This is a genomic window from Enterococcus sp. UD-01, from assembly GCF_044909655.1.
GTDB lineage: Bacteria > Bacillota > Bacilli > Lactobacillales > Enterococcaceae > Enterococcus_L.
On the sequence record NZ_JBIYEU010000004.1, the window covers coordinates 41,872 to 56,792 of the forward strand.

Consider the following 14,921-nt stretch of genomic DNA (forward strand, 5'->3'; position numbering starts at 1 on the left):
CTTCTAAAAAGCTAAATTAATCGCAGCGTCTTGCCCCATTGCTTCGGAAATATCCGCAACAAAGGCTTTGAACTGCTGATTGCCGAGTCTAATATTGAACGTGGCCGGCTGCTTACTTTGAACCATCTGCAGTTTACTACTTGATTGAACAGAAACCTCTTGAATGGTGTCCATATGCTGGTCTAAAGAGTCTAAGCTTGGCAGCATGATCTGCGAGGCCAATTTGTCCATTGGTTGATCGACAACATGCACATTACGCTCAATTCCAATAGCAAGTCCTGCTGGAAGCATCGCACCGACTTCGTCACGCATCCAACGAGAAGGCGAGTGAATCTTGAAGATACTTTTGAACGTATCGCCGATGCTTTTTCCAAGTCCCTTCACTGCATCCAAAGCCGCTTTGCCCATACCGGTGATACCATCGATTAAGCCTTTAATCAGGTTCATCCCGGCATCTTTTAAATCGGGCACTGCTTTTATAACTGTTTCCAACAGTTTTAGCATAATCTTCGCGCCAGCAGCACAGATTTTAGGAATACTTTCGCCAATTCCCTGAACGAGTGCCAAAATTAGACCCACCGCTGCCGATAAAATCTGAGGTAGATTGGCAAGTAAGCCTTCACAAAGCTTCCCAACGATTTCCACCGCTGCATCTAATAGTTTCGGTAAGTTCTCTGAAAGTGTTCGTACCAGAGTAGTAATAGCTTCTAAAGCAATCGGGATTAATTCTGGTAAAACAGAAGCAATTCCTTCGGCCAGTTTCGTCAAAATTTCAATACCCTTTTGAATAATTTCCGGTAAGTTCTCCGTAATTTGTGTGGTAAAGGTCTCCAGAATGTTTTTCACCGTACTGATGATTTGATCCTTGTTTTCAATAATGCCGTTTACCAATGCCAGTAATAAATCTAAACCGGTCATTAATAATTGAGGTGCTGCTGTCAGTAAGCTTGTGGCTAAAGACTCAATAATTTGCAAAGCAGCCGGAATTAATGTCGGTAAATTTTCGATCACACCTTGAACCAGTGCATTCAGTAAATCGATCGCTCCTTGCATAATAAACGGCAGATTCACTGAAATCGCTTCGGCTAATCCACTGACTAGCTGTGCACCAGTAGTAATTAATTCAGGAAGCTTTGTTACAATACCTTCTATAAAACCACTGATAAGCTCTGGTCCTTTGGTCGTTGCGGTTTCGATCATACTGCTTATTTGACCGCCAAATTCACTATCCAGTAAACCAAAGCCGGCTAAAGCCACTCCTAGAATTGCTGCCGGGCCCAACGCCTTCAGCGCAAAGCCAAAAACAGAGGTCAAGCCTTGCACCATTGTACTCAAAGCTGTTTTTCCTACATCAGTAGAGGTCTTAAGCGACTTACCAATCCCGCTGAAGGCTGTTGATAAAACAACTGAATTATTAACCATGCCAGTGATTTGACTGCCAAAGCCACTGAATTTAGCGCCTACATTGGCTAAACTGCTCCCTACTAAACTGGACATTGTAGAAAATTTTGCACCTGATGCAGCAACGGCCGGATGCTGACTACGAATATGCATGCCAGCAAGCTTCATCTGATATTGTGTATTTTGCGAAAAGTCGCTCAAATTCTTTTTCCAGTTTGCGATACTGCCGGCCATTTTTTTCCGTTTGTCATCAAAGCCTTGAACTAAATTGCCAAAGGATTGAGTTGTTGCGTCTACTTTACTGTTAATTTGTGCAAATATAGAGGTCTCACCGGCAAACATTTCCCCTAAGCTGGGCAGGTGTAATTGTTTTAGCTTGTCGTTAATCCCTTTTATCGCAGAATCGACGGTCGTCACCGCATCTGACAGATTCGGAGCTTGTACCACTAAAGCAAATTGGTTCTTTAATTTTTCCCCTAAACGATCGATCAGATTCGAAGCTTCCTGTGCCCCTAATTTAAAGTCATCAAAGCTTTGAGCATTGACAGAATTGCCGGAGAGCTTTTGTAGAGCTTCATATAGCTGATTGGTGGTTTGTGTCGCTTGATTGACAGTCGCTTCTACCTCTTTTATGGTTTTAAAAAAATTATTCTCAACCACAGATAATATCGCTGTTATTTCTTGTTTATTGCCCATTGACTTCCTCCTTTCTTATGAATTAAAGTTAGCAATCCAATCGTGCAGCTTCTCTTTATCAGGAGAAACTTTTCTTTGGCGTCCCAGCAGCTTTTCTTCTGCTTTTTGATAATCAAAGAATTTCTCAAAGGTTCGAAAAACCGGCTTGCCTTTTCTAGTTTGTCCAGCCATCACTGTCGCCCAGGCTTGTAGATGGATTTCAAATTGCCGGTCTAACTGCTTTAACTGATACGCTTTCATCCGTAATTCATACTCGGAAATCGTTAAACGATCAATCTCCTGCAGGTCGTCAATCGCTAAAAAACGCAGACAATTTAAGCGAACCTGTGCATAAATTTCGTCAAATGCTACGGTGCTTACACTTGAGCTTCTTCCAGCATTTTGGCTGTCATCATCCCGGTATATTCCGACTTTTTTAATTCATCAATCACAACTTCAAACAATTCCTTCGTCCCGTTTTGTTCTACATATTCTTCTAAAAATTTAACAGTCAGACGTGGCTTTTCTGTCATATTGGCAATCAATAAAACTTCAAATAATGTATCGACATCTGATATAAGCAGGTTCGAAACAATCGCTCCCACGCCTAATTTCAGCTGCATGCCGCTGCGTTCAATAGAGTAACGTTGATTAATTTCTTTTAAAAAGCCATAGCCGAATTTACAGCTAAATGTTTTTTCATTCATTGTTAATTCCATGTTATTTCCTCCTGATAATGAAAGCTGATTTTTGTCTTGCTTTCCTAATTTATGTGAAAGAGGCTAGAGCTTGCTAACCTCTCGTTTGCTGTCAGGTTTTGGTTAAGCTTGTGCTTGCCCTTCAACCTTCACTGTATCTTTAAATTCATAATCGCCGCCTTCAGTGGTATCGACAACTAAAGAAGCAAAGCCGTTTTTACCGGTTCCTTCAATTGCCCATTCAAGCGAATATTCCACTTTATTTTCGGCAGAATCGGTTTCTTCAAATGAAGTAAAATAGCCTTCAAAATATTTTGCTTTGTATTTTCCTTCGTTGGCGCCAGTGCCGATTTCTTTTGTATTAATGCGCCAAATTTGCACGCGTTTGTTTTCATCCATGGCGGTTTCTAATTTATCAATTTGAGTGGAACCGATTTTGTAAAGAGTCGTAGCTGTTACGGTTGTTTCAGTCGCTCCGGGTGTCACCACGCTGCCGTCTTTGGTAACCGTTGCTTCACTTTCTTTTGATTTTGAATAACCATTTTCTGTGCTGTAGGCTAAGCCCCAAGCTTTTTCATTTCCTTCATCTTCGGCTAATCGAAAACGCCAAACTACATCTACTCCGCTTAATGCTGTCATTTGTTGATTTCCTCCTTCAATTATTGCTTTTTCATTCGTTCAATTGTTTACGCAAGCGCTGCAATTGAGACGCAAGTTGATTCTTTTTCTGCTGTTCAGCTTTTACTCTTTTTTGCAGCTTCTTGATAATTTTTCCTTGTTTTTTGATTGCCTTATCCTGCTGCTCGAAAGAACTAATGTCCAAATCCCTGCATCTCCTCTCATTTAAAGTCACGGGCGACTATTTTTGTCAGTTGTCTTACCTGATGAACCAAGTATACAAAGAAACTTAACCACCAAACTCCCGCCATTCTTTTAAAATCATGTCAAATGTCTGTCACAATCCTTTCACTTTTTTTAATGAACACATTGAAATAAACGGTAAACTAGCATTAATATGGTAAAATAGTAAAAGCTTTGATCCCTCAGGAAAGGACGTGCTCAGATGTTACTAAGAAAATACAATGAAGCTTTTTCAGCCCTTATTCAGGACTATCAATTGACGGAACAACAGCTGATTTATACCGGTACACCAGAATTGCCACTTAAAATCGCTTTGACGAATCCTTTCATTCATCCCATAATAGGTGTTGAAGGAAAACAGCTTACGAATTTTTTTGTATTAGATGAGGGAAAAGACGTAGACTTATACACAAGTAATCAACAAGCGCTCTTGTTAAGAACCTTTTCCACAGATGCACGTTATCAAGGACGCGGTTATGCCAAACAAGTACTGCAGCTGTTGCCGGTATTTGTTCAAGAGCATTTTCCAGAAGCCAATGAACTAGTTTTGGCTGTTAATCAAAGAAATCTTCCTGCACAAAAACTCTATGAACGTAGTGGTTTCTGTTACACAAATAGGCATGTTGCCGGTCCTGCCGGCGAGCAATTAGTGATGTCTTTACCTTTACATGTAGTTTAGAAAGAAGGAACATGAATGGCAGCCAAAAAGATACTTGAAAATAAACGTTTTTTTTTACGAGAATTGACGATAGAGGATGTAACGGAATTAGGTGCTATTTTACAGGACGAGGAAACGATGTATGCGTATGAAGCGCCTTTTACGAAGGAAAAAGTACAGGAATGGCTGCATTGGAATCTGACCAGTTATGAGGAAAACGGTTTTGGTTTGTGGGCAATTATTGATAAAGCGACGCAACACTTTATCGGTCAATGCGGCATTGTTTATTCGGAGGTTGAAGGAGAAAAGCTGCTGGAAATCGGCTATCTGGTAAACAAGCGTTACTGGAATCAAGGCTATGCCAGTGCAGCGAGCTGTCTATGTCTGAATTATGCCGCCAATTATTTAAAAGCTGAGCGAATTTGTTCCATTATTCGTGACACAAATCTGGCTTCACAAAAAGTTGCCAGCAAAAACGGGCTGCAGGTTATTCAAACTTTTTATAAGGATTATTCTGGTCAGCCAGTTAAGCATTTGGTTTATAGTATTGATTTAACGACCTACAAGAAAAGAAAGTGGTGAAAATGTGCTGTTTTTAGATTATAGTCCTGATTTAAGTCCTATTGATTTAGAAATTTATAAATATGTAGCTGCTCATATGGATGAAGTTGTCTATATGCGCATTCGTGAATTAGCTAAGGAAACCCACAGCAGTACAGCCAGTATTTTGCGTTTTTGCCGCAAGTTCGGCTGTGAAGGTTTTTCTGAATTTAAAATTAAGTTAAACCTTTACCGCAAATCATTGGCAGAACCAGTGACGACTCATGCAGTAGATGAAACGTCGTTTACTAATTTTATCCAGCGTTCAACAGAAGCCTTTTATCAGGAGCGAATGCAAGCAGCAGCGAAGCTGTTATCGGAAAAAGAGCTGGTGGTTTTTATTGGGGCCGGCTCCTCAAAAATTATCGCGGAATACGGAGCGCTGTATTTTTCTTCTATTTTTAGTATGGCCTTTCATATCGAAGATCCGGTCAATCATCCGGTCAATTTTTTCAATAAAAGTATTGCGAAAAATGTCTGTGTCATTGCACTTTCTGTTAGTGGCGAAAACGAAGCAATTCTGAATTATTTAAACCATTTTATCGCAAACGACTGCTCCATTATTTCAATTACTAATAGTGAAAAATCAGCAATCGCTGCTTTATCGGATGTGAATATTCCTTATTATATTTCAACCGAACGAATCGGCGACAGCGATATTACCTCGCAGGTTCCTGCCCTTTATACCGTGGAATATCTGGCGAAGGAAGTGCAGAAAAAAAAATAAGAGAACTCTTTTTCAGAGTCCTCTTATTTTTTATTTAAAGAAAGCTGGTAAATATGCTTTGTGTGCTTCCAATAGTTCATCCATCACTTCTTTAGCAACATCCCCGCTTGTGATTAGCGGATTCATGGTAAATGCTTGTAATAAAGTTCCATAGTCGCCGGTCACAGCTGCTTTGATGGTTAACTCTTCCATTGCTTTCATTACTTGCAGTAAGCCGCGTTGTTCTGGCTCAAAGCTGCCGAAGTTGTATGGAACAGGGCCTTTTCCAGTAATAGTACATGTTACTTCAACTGCACTTTCAGCCGGCAAATCTGTAATGGTTCCATTGTTTCTCGTGCTGACTGTCATGGTTGTGCGTTTGTCATTGTAAATAGAGTTGATGATTTCACAGGCTGCATCACTATAGCGAGCTCCGCCGCGTTCTGCCAGTTGTTTTGGCTTGTAATCCAAGTTTGGATCTTTGTATAGTTCAAACAATTCATGCTCAATTTCTTTAACTTTTTCTGCACGTGTCCCATTGTTTTTGAAGTCTTCTAATTCTTCTGCCAGCATTTTATCAGTGTAGTAGTAGTAGTTATGATATGGACAAGGTACCATATGCAGGTTTTCTACTTGTTCCCAAATTAAATTGTTATCTTTAATATTCGCTACGATTGATTTTGCGTCGTCTTGACCGTACATGACTTTAATTAGTTCATCCGTTCGATCGTTGCCGTTTTTATCTGTAATTGTATGCCAATGTAAATGATTAATTCCTGCAAACTGGAAGAATAAATCACGATTGTCTTCGCCTAATAACGCTGCTTCTTCAAAAACAGCATTTACTGGAATGTTGCACAAGCCAACGACTTTGTCCCAATTACCATAACGTAAAACAGCTTCCGTAACCATCCCAGCCGGATTTGTAAAGTTAATCAACCAAGCATTTGGACATAGCTCTTTCATGTCTTCAACGATATCTAAAATAACAGGTACCGTTCTTAAGGCTTTAAAAATTCCGCCGGCACCATTGGTTTCTTGACCGATCATACCATGACTTAAAGGAATGCGTTCGTCTAGAATTCGCGCATCTAATAAACCAACACGTAATTGAGTGGTAACAAAATCGGCATCCTTTAAAGCTTCACGACGATCCAAGGTTAAATGAACCTCACAATCCACGCCAGCCGCTTTGACCATTCGTTTCGCCATTTCGCCAACAATTTCCAATTTTTCTTTTCCTGCTTCAATATCAACTAGCCACAATTCGCGAACAGGCAGTTCATCATAGCGCTTGATGAATCCTTCTACTAATTCAGGTGTATAACTTGATCCGCCGCCGATTGTAACGATTTTAATTCCTTTTGACATTGTGTGTCAGCTCCTTCAGTAATTTATCTGCTTTTAGTATAACGCCTGAACAGCAGAGAATATAGAGCAAAACAGAAAGTGGTTACACGAAAAAGAAGAAGTAACTTGTGACATCCAAGTAACGCTACGTTACAAAAAAATAGAACAAAAGCTTGTTTAACTTTTGTCCTTTGCTTATCCTATTAATCAATCATTTTACTCATTAAATGAACGTCTAAAAACTCACCGTCATCTGTCTTGGCGCCGCGCGGCATGATTGCTTCTGTTTGAAAGCCGATTTTTTCATAGACATGAATCGCTCGCTGATTCCGATGCTGAACAGTCAACTCTAAACGGCGAATGACTCCGCTTGCTTTGGCCCAAAGCAATAATTCCTCCATCAATAGGCTCCCCAGCCCAAAGCCCCAGTAATCTTTTAAAATACTGATGCCGATCTCACCGATATGCTCCATGCGTTTTTTGGAGGAAGCTTTGACTGACGCCGTTCCGACAACCTTTGCTCCATCCAGTGCAACAAACAACACATTATTGGGGGATTCATAAAGATTTGCGAGATTTTCACTCATTTCCTCTACTGACATCTCCATCCCTTTTTCATCCATTACCAGAAAAGGGGTTTCACTGCCGATTACTTCCAATGTGCTCAGCACTTCTGCTGCATCACTAGGAATAGCTTCTCGAATTGTAAATTCGACTTTTGTCATTTCACTTCCTCCAGTCTTTGTTGAATTCGTTTTAAAAAGGCTTCGGCTTTAGGGCCGCTTGCTTGTAGAACCGCTTCTCGTTTTTCTAGATCAGCTGGATCTTTTTCAAGCGTAATTTCTAAATAATCAGCCGGCAAAAATTCGCCCAAAAGCTGGCCCCATTCTACAACCGATAAACCGTCTCCTTCAAAATATTCATCCAGTGCCAAATCCTCCGCACTCGCTTCAATCCGGTAGACATCCATATGATAAAGCGGCAAACGACCTGTTTGGTATTCTCGAATAATTGTGTAGGTCGGGCTTTTAATCATTTGCGTAATGCCAAGACCTAAAGCGATGCCTTTGGTCAATGTTGTTTTGCCGGCACCAAGATCACCGGAAAGAATAATCGTATCGCCAGCCTCAGCAACAGAGCCGATGTGTTCAGCCAAGCGTTCTGTTTCATTTGGATTATTAATTGAAATTTTCATTATCATCACCTGTTAATTATTGTTTACTGTTTTTATTCTATGTAGTGTAGTATACCGAACTAATGTAAAAATAACTACAATAAATTAAAAAGATGCTGAAAAGCACCCTAGCGGTTCTTTCCAGCATCTTGATTTTTTTAGTCCATTAATGTTTGAGCGGCAGTGATGATTGATAATTTGTAGATATCTTCTTCGTTCGCTCCACGTGATAAGTCAGAAACAGGTTTGTTTAAGCCTTGCAGGATTGGTCCAATCGCTTCAAAGTTACCTAAACGTTGCGCAATCTTGTAGCCAATATTTCCTGATTGTAGTTCTGGGAAAACAAAGACTGTTGCTTGACCTGCGACAGCTGAATCCGGTGCTTTTAATTGAGCAACAGAAGCGACGTAAGAAGCATCAAATTGTAATTCTCCATCAATTTCAAGATCAGGTGCTAAGCTTTTTGCAATTTTGGTAGCTTCAACGACTTTATCAACTTCTGGTGCTTTAGCTGAACCTTTTGTTGAAAAGCTCATCATTGCTACTTTCGGATCAATGTCGAAGAGTTGTGCTGTTTTTGCACTGTCTACCGCAATTTCTGCTAGTTCTTGTGCAGTTGGGTTAACGTTAATGGCGCAGTCTGCAAAAATATATTTTTCTTGATCGCGACCGCGAACCATGATCATAGCACCACTGGTACGGCTTACGCCTGGTTTTGTTTTGATGATTTGTAAAGCAGGACGAACTGTATCACCTGTTGAGTGAATAGCGCCACTGACCATACCATCGGCAATGCCCATGTACGTTAACATTGTACCGAAGTAGTTTACATCTTTCAAAATTTTGCGTGCATCTTCATCTGTTACCTTGCCGTTACGACGTTCAACAAATGCTGCGACCATCTCTTCCCAGCCTTCATAATTATCAGGATCAATAATGGTGAAGTTGGATGTTTTAAGACCGCGTGCATGTGCTGCTTCAACAATCGCTTCTTGTTTACCGATCAAAATAGGTTCCATTAATTCTTCTGCTTTCAAGCGAGCAGCAGCTCCTAAAACACGAGGATCTGTTGCCTCTGGGAAAACAATTTTGATATTGCGGCGAATGACTTTAAATTTTAAGCTATCGAATAGTTCCACGATATACCCTCCAATGATTATTTATACTCATTAATCATACACCATTCTTTAAGAAAATAACAGTTATTTCTAGCTGTATCAGTTGAAAAAACACTAATTCTAATATCACACTTCAAAAAACAGCAAACTGCACTATAACAGAAACATCTGTTTTATGACACTGTATCAGGCAATTGCCAGTTTATTGGCGTTTCTCCCAGCTGTTCTAATGCTTGATTGGTTTTTGAAAAAGGTTTTGATCCGAAAAAGCCCCGATGTGCAGCTAAAGGACTAGGATGCGGCGATTTAATGATGATATGTTTGTTTGTATCAATCATTTTAATCTTATCCTGAGCCGGTTTGCCCCACAAAATAAAGACAATTGGTTTTTCCCGTTCATTCAGTTTCTTAATGATAGCATCCGTTAGAATTTCCCAGCCTTGCCCTCTATGAGAATAGGCTTGGCCGTTGCGAACGGTCAGAACAGTATTCAGCAACAACACACCTTGCTTGGCCCAGCTTTCCAAAAAGCCATGTGAAACGGGCGGATAGCCTAAATCATCCTGCAGCTCCTTATAAATATTAACCAAAGAAGGCGGAATTCTCACACCCGGCTGGACTGAAAAGCTTAAGCCGTGCGCCTGATTAGGTCCATGATAAGGATCTTGTCCTAAAATGACAACCTTCACCTCTTCGTAAGGTGTTAATTCTAATGCAGAATAAATATGATACATGTCTGGATAAATGGTTTGTTGACTATATTCCTGCTTTAAAAATTCTCTTAATTTCAAATAATACTCTTTGGAAAATTCATCTGCCAATACCTCTTGCCAGCTATTATGAATAATTGTTTTCAACGATATTCCTCCTTTAGTTTTTACTGATTTCCCCTACATCTAATCTGAATAATACTACTTAGAGTGCTGTTTCATATGCATCTTTAGCATAGCTGATATTTTTTAGGGTGACAAGTAATTTTTTTCTGCGCTGAAATAGAAAAAACATGGTAAACTATAGATATGTTAAATAAACGAGGAGTAGAAAATTTTATGATTAAATTAATAGCTTCAGATATGGATGGAACCTTATTAAATTCTACAATGGGGATCTCCAAAGATAATGCTTCAGCAATTCGTGAAGCAGAACGTCTTGGTATCGAGTTTATGGTAGCCACTGGTCGAGCTTATACTGAAGCAAAACCAGCGCTGGAAGAAGCGGGCATCGATTGTGCCATGATTACCTTAAATGGAGCAGAAGTTTTAGATAAAACCGGCAAGTCATTGTTTACAGCCGGCATTGAAAAGCAAGTTGTGGCTGATGTGCTGGATATTTTAGACGCCCATGATATTTACTTTGAAGTATCTACAAATAAAGGAATTTATTCTGAGAGACAAGAAAAACGAATTGAAAACTTTGCTTCTCATATAGCGACTACGATGCCTCACTTGACTTACAAGGTAGCTATTGCGATGGCTGCTGCTCATTTGTCTTTATTAAATATCACATATATTGAAGACATGCGGACATTGATTCAGCAGGAAGATATTGAAGTCTTAAAAATCATCGGCTTTAGTATTGACGGCCCTAAAGTGTTAGCGCCAGCCAGTGCTCAAATCAGACAACTACCTGATTTAGCAGTAACTGCTTCCGCTCAGAATAATATTGAAATCAACCATAAAAACGCCCAAAAGGGCATTGCTGTTGCCAGAGTAGCGAAGGAACGCGGCTTCTCTGCTGAAGAGGTGATGACAATCGGTGATAATTTTAATGATGTTAGCATGCTGCAATGGGCCGGTGTTAGCTTTGCAATGGGCAATGCCGAATTAGAAGTCAAAGAGCACGCAAAATATGTTACCTCTACAAATTTGGAAAACGGTGTAGGCGAGGCTATTTTACGGGCAATCCGAGAAAATTTATAATTATTGTTTGAGCGAAACGAACGACGAAAAGAGGTGAGACAAGGTGTCCGAGTTTTTTATCCAAGAACAACAATTAAGTAATGTGACGCGTACGATTGTCAAAGACGAAGACGGCAAGTCTCTTTTCTTATTGGTCGGTCGTTGGGGTACTCGTGGGGATATTCTCTCACTTTATGCGATGAATGGCGAACTGGTCGCTCGCGTGAAACAGACCTCTTTTACCTTTGGTTCGCGCTTTGAATTGTATAAAGGCTTTGAAAAAATCGGCGCAATGCGCAAAATTCTAAATTTACATGCAGATTTTTATTACGTTCAGCAGCTGCACTGGACAGTCCTTGGCGACATTAAAAACCATTATTATTCGATTTATCATGTAAATCAAAAAATTATGGAAATGAGCAAAGCCACTTTATTTTCCGGCAATTACTTTTGCTTAAATGTAGCCGATGATCAGGATGCGCCCTTATGCATCTGTGTTGCCGCTGTACTGGACTATTGGTTATATAATCGTAAGAAAAAAAGAAACAATAAGCCGACACTCGGCTGGACAACTTGTTAAATAAAAAGATCAGCGAGTCTATTCGCTGATCTTTTTTTGCATATGATCGTAAAGATGACCACTGATCATTACTTCAGCGACATCTTTAAAGCCTTTGCGTAAATATAAACGTTTCGCATTAGGATTGCCCTTATCCACACTTAGTCCTAAAATATTTTTACCATCTCTTTGCACAATTTTAGGCAATGCGTCTAATAATTTTGAGCCAATTCCCAAGCCGCGATATTTTTCATCTACAGAAATTGAGTCTAAATACCATTCATCTGGCAATGTCTCAGGGTCAACGAACATTCTGATTTCCTCATCTAAATGATATTTATGCAAAACTTTCTTCAAGGGCTTGTCAATAATTGCTTCATCTTCATGGGGATAACCAAAAGCAATTCCGGCTACTTGCCCTTCATATTCACAGATTAATCCGCGTTTATAGCCGTAGCGATAATCAGGATCTGCAACAGCTTCAGCTAGAATTGTCAAAAGCATCTCTTCTGAAATGATTTCTAACAAAGGCAATTCCATATCCTTTAAAATAACTAAAATTAATGGAGCAATCGCTGGTCCATCTTCTTTTGTTGCAAAACGAATCATTGTTATTCCTCTCTTTCTTTATAGCAGTGTAACATGTATTTTTTGGCGGCGCATTAATTCTTATTTTTTTTAAGATACTTCTAATAATTTGCACTAAAAAAGACACTCGCAAGGAGTGTCTAAACAAATCTGTTTTAACGAATAACAACTTTAACATTATTTCTGCGGCCCCAAGTAAGACATTGGTCAACCGTTGGGAAATGAACATCAATAATGTTTCCTTTAATGGCTCCGCCTGTATCGCCGGCAATCGCCATACCGTAGCCTTCAACTTCAACAAGTGAACCTAAAGGAATGACGCTTGGATCGACTGCAATCACATTACTTTGAGAACGAAGATCAATCCCGGTTGCTGTGATGTAGCCAGAGCCTGCTTCTCTCCATGAATACGCAGTTGACTGCATGTAAAGAACGCGACCGTTGGTAGTGTCGTTGCCCCCATTGCTACTGCCATCCGTATTCGTTGTTTCATCTGGCTGTGACGGTGGCGTCACAACTGGCGTTTCATCACTACTTGACGATGAACTAGAAGACTGGCTTTCTGATGAGCTGTCAGCAGCTGAACTTGATGCTGATTCGGCTTGCTTCTTAGCTGCAGCTACCGCTTCTGCTTGCTGCTTTTTAGCTGCTGCGGCTGCTTTTTTCTGATTATCAATCCGTTGCTGCTCTGTTTGTTTTTTGTCGGCAATTTGCTGCAAGGTTGCTTGATTAGCAGATAATTGCTCTTTTAATGCGAGAACTTGTTCGTCCATCGCTGAAGCTTCTTCCTGTAACTTAGCTTCGTTGGCTTGTAGCTCTGATTGTTTATCTTTTACAGTCTTTTGAAGCTCAGAAAGTTTTTCTTTATCTTTAGATAAGCTATCTATTTTTTCTTTTTCTGCATTTTGTAAAATGGTCATTGCAAACGCTCGATTAAAGAATTCTGATACATTTTCAGCATCTAATAACACCTGCCATGTACGCTCTTCCCCATTGAGCTGGATATCCTTCATACGATCTCCAACGATTTCTTTACGGCGTGAAATACTCTTTTCAGTTGCTGTAATTTCGGCTTTAGAGCTTTCGATTGTTTCAGCAGCCTTGGAAATATCTTTTTTGAGTTTTTCAATTTCAGCGTATTTTTCATTAACATCATTTAAGGCTGTATTGATATCATCATTAAGCGCCTTTCCTGTTTGTTCAGCTTGTGCTTCTTTCTCTTTTAAGTCATCTAGCGACTCTGCAAAAGCACCGACTGGCAAAGCGGCGTTTATTAACATGATAACAGCTAAAAATGGTATCAATTTTTTTACCTTCACTGAATCCAACACCTTTCCTAACTAAATCCAACTCCACCTATTATACTAATCAATAGAGGCTATTTTATTTCAGTACTGTTACAATTTGTTACATTTTATCGAAAAGAAGCATTTTCTGTAATATTTTTTGTTCATCTACTTGGCATTTACTGCGAGCTTTTTGCGGATGAACAGCCAACTTAAAGCGTTTCTCATGATCCTAAGACACTGTTACAAACTGTTATACTTATCAAATAAAATCACTTATTTTTTGGAAATTTATTCATAATTTTTCTTACTTCTTCAGGATTAAGTATGTTTTTTAGGGATAAATTAGGGTAGTTTCTTACCCAACGTTTTTGGCTAAAGTTCATATGTGTCATAATATTTTTGATTGCCGGTATTTCTTTAAACTCCTCTAAACGGACAATGCGCTCGGTTTTCTTTGCTTTTTTCCGATCATTCAGTTCTTCTGTAACTGTTTCTTTTAGCTCGGAAAGATTCGCGGACAGCGCACCACGTTTTTCATTTAGCACATTCGATAACTCTTGTCGCTGTTGCTCAACTGCAGCACTAATTTGAGCAGTCGCTTTTCTGAAGCTTTGCATATTTGCTAATGTATAAATTAAATCACACATTAATAGGAAAAGACAAATGATAGGCAAAATAATTCCAAACTTATTGGCTAAAAAAGTTTCCAGCAACATGATTTTTGGGTGAATCACACGTACAATTAGCACACAGCCAACACCCCAAAACAGTGAAACCGGCAATGCCACCCGTCCATTGATATTTAAAGGAACATCTTTATAATCCCACCAGGAAGCATGAAACATTTTTTCCAAACCATAACTGGTCAAATATTCTAAAACAGTTACTAGGATCGTGGATAATAGATAAAGGACAACGATGTTTTGCTTTAGCGGCTCTAAAAAGTAAAGTACGCCTAATATACCGAAACCATAAATAGGGCAATATGGACCCAACAAAAAGCCGCGATAAATAAATTTCCCTGCTTTTAAGGAACAATAAATCGTTTCCCAAAGCCAGCCGATAAATGAGTAGATGAAAAATAATAAAATGACTTTAATAAATTCATTCATAATTGTTTTCTCCTTCGAAGTTAACTTGCTTTACTCATTGTAACAAATAAACAAGACTTTAGGCGAGCGACTTTCTTTGAAACGAAGATTGATATACAATAGGGAGGAATAAATTTGAAGGAGGGAAAAGCTGCTTCATTTATATTTTCTAAAGTTTTGTATAAATGGTCAATTTATTCTAGTTTTATCAGAAATATACGAAAAAATTAGCTTGAATTGCTGTGAATCACAGTG

Annotated in this window: 18 protein-coding genes; 5 read left to right on the plus strand and 13 right to left on the minus strand. The window is 39.3% G+C overall.

Annotated elements, in window-relative coordinates; genetic code table 11:
• Window positions 1–3: 3 nt before the first annotated feature.
• The 5 genes from ABH902_RS05080 to ABH902_RS05100 all read right to left on the minus strand — a co-directional run bounded on the left by ABH902_RS05080 (window position 4) and on the right by ABH902_RS05100 (window position 3,597).
• The gene (locus tag ABH902_RS05080) at window positions 4–2,097 is read right to left on the minus strand and encodes a hypothetical protein (protein WP_404589469.1); all 2,094 of its coding nucleotides are present in this window, start codon (window positions 2,095–2,097) and stop codon (window positions 4–6) included.
• A gap of 15 nt (window positions 2,098–2,112) precedes the next feature.
• Entirely contained in the window at window positions 2,113–2,337 is a 225-nt protein-coding gene (locus tag ABH902_RS05085) for a hypothetical protein (protein WP_404589470.1), read from the minus strand.
• A gap of 116 nt (window positions 2,338–2,453) precedes the next feature.
• Window positions 2,454–2,795 (minus strand): tail assembly chaperone, encoded by a 342-nt coding sequence (locus ABH902_RS05090; protein ID WP_404589471.1) that lies wholly within the window; start codon window positions 2,793–2,795, stop codon window positions 2,454–2,456.
• A gap of 102 nt (window positions 2,796–2,897) precedes the next feature.
• Window positions 2,898–3,413 (minus strand): phage major tail protein, TP901-1 family, encoded by a 516-nt coding sequence (locus tag ABH902_RS05095; RefSeq protein WP_404589472.1) that lies wholly within the window; start codon window positions 3,411–3,413, stop codon window positions 2,898–2,900.
• Window positions 3,414–3,444: 31 nt separating this feature from the next.
• The gene (locus ABH902_RS05100; protein ID WP_404589473.1) at window positions 3,445–3,597 is read right to left on the minus strand and encodes a hypothetical protein; all 153 of its coding nucleotides are present in this window, start codon (window positions 3,595–3,597) and stop codon (window positions 3,445–3,447) included.
• 240 nt (window positions 3,598–3,837) lie between these two features.
• Between ABH902_RS05100 and ABH902_RS05105 the strand changes: the two genes are divergently transcribed.
• Genes ABH902_RS05105 through ABH902_RS05115 form a run of 3 tightly spaced genes read left to right on the plus strand, consistent with a single transcriptional unit; the run spans window position 3,838 to window position 5,620 of the window.
• A complete protein-coding gene (locus tag ABH902_RS05105; protein ID WP_404589474.1) occupies window positions 3,838–4,314 on the plus strand; it encodes a GNAT family N-acetyltransferase in 477 nt (158 codons plus the stop codon).
• Between the two features lie 15 nt (window positions 4,315–4,329).
• Window positions 4,330–4,875 (plus strand): GNAT family N-acetyltransferase, encoded by a 546-nt coding sequence (locus ABH902_RS05110; protein ID WP_404589475.1) that lies wholly within the window; start codon window positions 4,330–4,332, stop codon window positions 4,873–4,875.
• Between the two features lie 4 nt (window positions 4,876–4,879).
• The gene (locus tag ABH902_RS05115) at window positions 4,880–5,620 is read left to right on the plus strand and encodes a MurR/RpiR family transcriptional regulator (RefSeq protein ID WP_404589476.1); all 741 of its coding nucleotides are present in this window, start codon (window positions 4,880–4,882) and stop codon (window positions 5,618–5,620) included.
• Window positions 5,621–5,650: 30 nt separating this feature from the next.
• Here ABH902_RS05115 and ABH902_RS05120 read toward each other — a convergent pair whose 3' ends face one another.
• From ABH902_RS05120 to ABH902_RS05140, 5 genes are all read right to left on the minus strand, one after another.
• The gene (locus tag ABH902_RS05120) at window positions 5,651–6,970 is read right to left on the minus strand and encodes a 6-phospho-beta-glucosidase (RefSeq protein WP_404589477.1); all 1,320 of its coding nucleotides are present in this window, start codon (window positions 6,968–6,970) and stop codon (window positions 5,651–5,653) included.
• Between the two features lie 182 nt (window positions 6,971–7,152).
• Complete coding sequence (locus ABH902_RS05125; RefSeq protein ID WP_404589478.1) at window positions 7,153–7,674, minus strand: GNAT family N-acetyltransferase; 522 nt, start codon at window positions 7,672–7,674, stop codon at window positions 7,153–7,155.
• Window positions 7,671–8,144, minus strand: coding sequence for a tRNA (adenosine(37)-N6)-threonylcarbamoyltransferase complex ATPase subunit type 1 TsaE (tsaE, locus tag ABH902_RS05130; RefSeq protein ID WP_404589479.1), 474 nt, complete (start codon window positions 8,142–8,144; stop codon window positions 7,671–7,673). Before tsaE ends, ABH902_RS05125 begins: the two co-directional genes overlap by 4 nt.
• Window positions 8,145–8,281: 137 nt before the next feature.
• Window positions 8,282–9,262: a phosphate acetyltransferase gene (pta, locus tag ABH902_RS05135; RefSeq protein ID WP_404589480.1), complete on the minus strand. Its 981-nt coding sequence runs from the start codon at window positions 9,260–9,262 to the stop codon at window positions 8,282–8,284.
• A gap of 152 nt (window positions 9,263–9,414) precedes the next feature.
• Entirely contained in the window at window positions 9,415–10,098 is a 684-nt protein-coding gene (locus tag ABH902_RS05140) for a uracil-DNA glycosylase (RefSeq protein WP_404589481.1), read from the minus strand.
• A gap of 192 nt (window positions 10,099–10,290) precedes the next feature.
• Here ABH902_RS05140 and ABH902_RS05145 point away from each other — a divergent pair, with 192 nt between their 5' ends.
• Together ABH902_RS05145 and ABH902_RS05150 are read left to right on the plus strand one after the other, a co-directional pair.
• Window positions 10,291–11,160 carry a Cof-type HAD-IIB family hydrolase gene (locus ABH902_RS05145; protein WP_404589482.1) on the plus strand — a complete coding sequence of 290 codons (870 nt, stop codon included), beginning with the start codon at window positions 10,291–10,293 and terminating at the stop codon, window positions 11,158–11,160.
• A 43-nt stretch (window positions 11,161–11,203) separates the two neighbouring features.
• On the plus strand, window positions 11,204–11,719 hold the full coding sequence (locus ABH902_RS05150; RefSeq protein WP_404589483.1) for an LURP-one-related/scramblase family protein: 516 nt from the start codon (window positions 11,204–11,206) through the stop codon (window positions 11,717–11,719).
• 18 nt (window positions 11,720–11,737) lie between these two features.
• Here ABH902_RS05150 and ABH902_RS05155 read toward each other — a convergent pair whose 3' ends face one another.
• The 3 genes from ABH902_RS05155 to ABH902_RS05165 all read right to left on the minus strand — a co-directional run bounded on the left by ABH902_RS05155 (window position 11,738) and on the right by ABH902_RS05165 (window position 14,687).
• Window positions 11,738–12,307, minus strand: a complete 570-nt coding sequence (locus ABH902_RS05155) for a GNAT family N-acetyltransferase (protein WP_404589484.1) — start codon at window positions 12,305–12,307, stop codon at window positions 11,738–11,740.
• A 134-nt stretch (window positions 12,308–12,441) separates the two neighbouring features.
• Entirely contained in the window at window positions 12,442–13,566 is a 1,125-nt protein-coding gene (locus tag ABH902_RS05160) for a 3D domain-containing protein (protein ID WP_404589617.1), read from the minus strand.
• 278 nt (window positions 13,567–13,844) lie between these two features.
• Complete coding sequence (locus tag ABH902_RS05165; RefSeq protein WP_404589485.1) at window positions 13,845–14,687, minus strand: putative ABC transporter permease; 843 nt, start codon at window positions 14,685–14,687, stop codon at window positions 13,845–13,847.
• Window positions 14,688–14,921: the final 234 nt, after the last annotated feature.

Coding starts and splice junctions, on each gene's coding strand:
- ABH902_RS05080 (WP_404589469.1), bottom strand. CDS start 2,097: ATGGGCAATAAACAAGAAATAACAGCGATATTATCTGTGGTTGAGAAT.
- ABH902_RS05085 (WP_404589470.1), bottom strand. CDS start 2,337: ATGAAAGCGTATCAGTTAAAGCAGTTAGACCGGCAATTTGAAATCCAT.
- ABH902_RS05090 (WP_404589471.1), bottom strand. CDS start 2,795: ATGGAATTAACAATGAATGAAAAAACATTTAGCTGTAAATTCGGCTAT.
- ABH902_RS05095 (WP_404589472.1), bottom strand. CDS start 3,413: ATGACAGCATTAAGCGGAGTAGATGTAGTTTGGCGTTTTCGATTAGCC.
- ABH902_RS05105 (WP_404589474.1), top strand. CDS start 3,838: ATGTTACTAAGAAAATACAATGAAGCTTTTTCAGCCCTTATTCAGGAC.
- ABH902_RS05110 (WP_404589475.1), top strand. CDS start 4,330: ATGGCAGCCAAAAAGATACTTGAAAATAAACGTTTTTTTTTACGAGAA.
- ABH902_RS05120 (WP_404589477.1), bottom strand. CDS start 6,970: ATGTCAAAAGGAATTAAAATCGTTACAATCGGCGGCGGATCAAGTTAT.
- ABH902_RS05125 (WP_404589478.1), bottom strand. CDS start 7,674: ATGACAAAAGTCGAATTTACAATTCGAGAAGCTATTCCTAGTGATGCA.
- tsaE (WP_404589479.1), bottom strand. CDS start 8,144: ATGAAAATTTCAATTAATAATCCAAATGAAACAGAACGCTTGGCTGAA.
- ABH902_RS05145 (WP_404589482.1), top strand. CDS start 10,291: ATGATTAAATTAATAGCTTCAGATATGGATGGAACCTTATTAAATTCT.
- ABH902_RS05155 (WP_404589484.1), bottom strand. CDS start 12,307: ATGATTCGTTTTGCAACAAAAGAAGATGGACCAGCGATTGCTCCATTA.
- ABH902_RS05160 (WP_404589617.1), bottom strand. CDS start 13,566: ATGTTAATAAACGCCGCTTTGCCAGTCGGTGCTTTTGCAGAGTCGCTA.
- ABH902_RS05165 (WP_404589485.1), bottom strand. CDS start 14,687: ATGAATGAATTTATTAAAGTCATTTTATTATTTTTCATCTACTCATTT.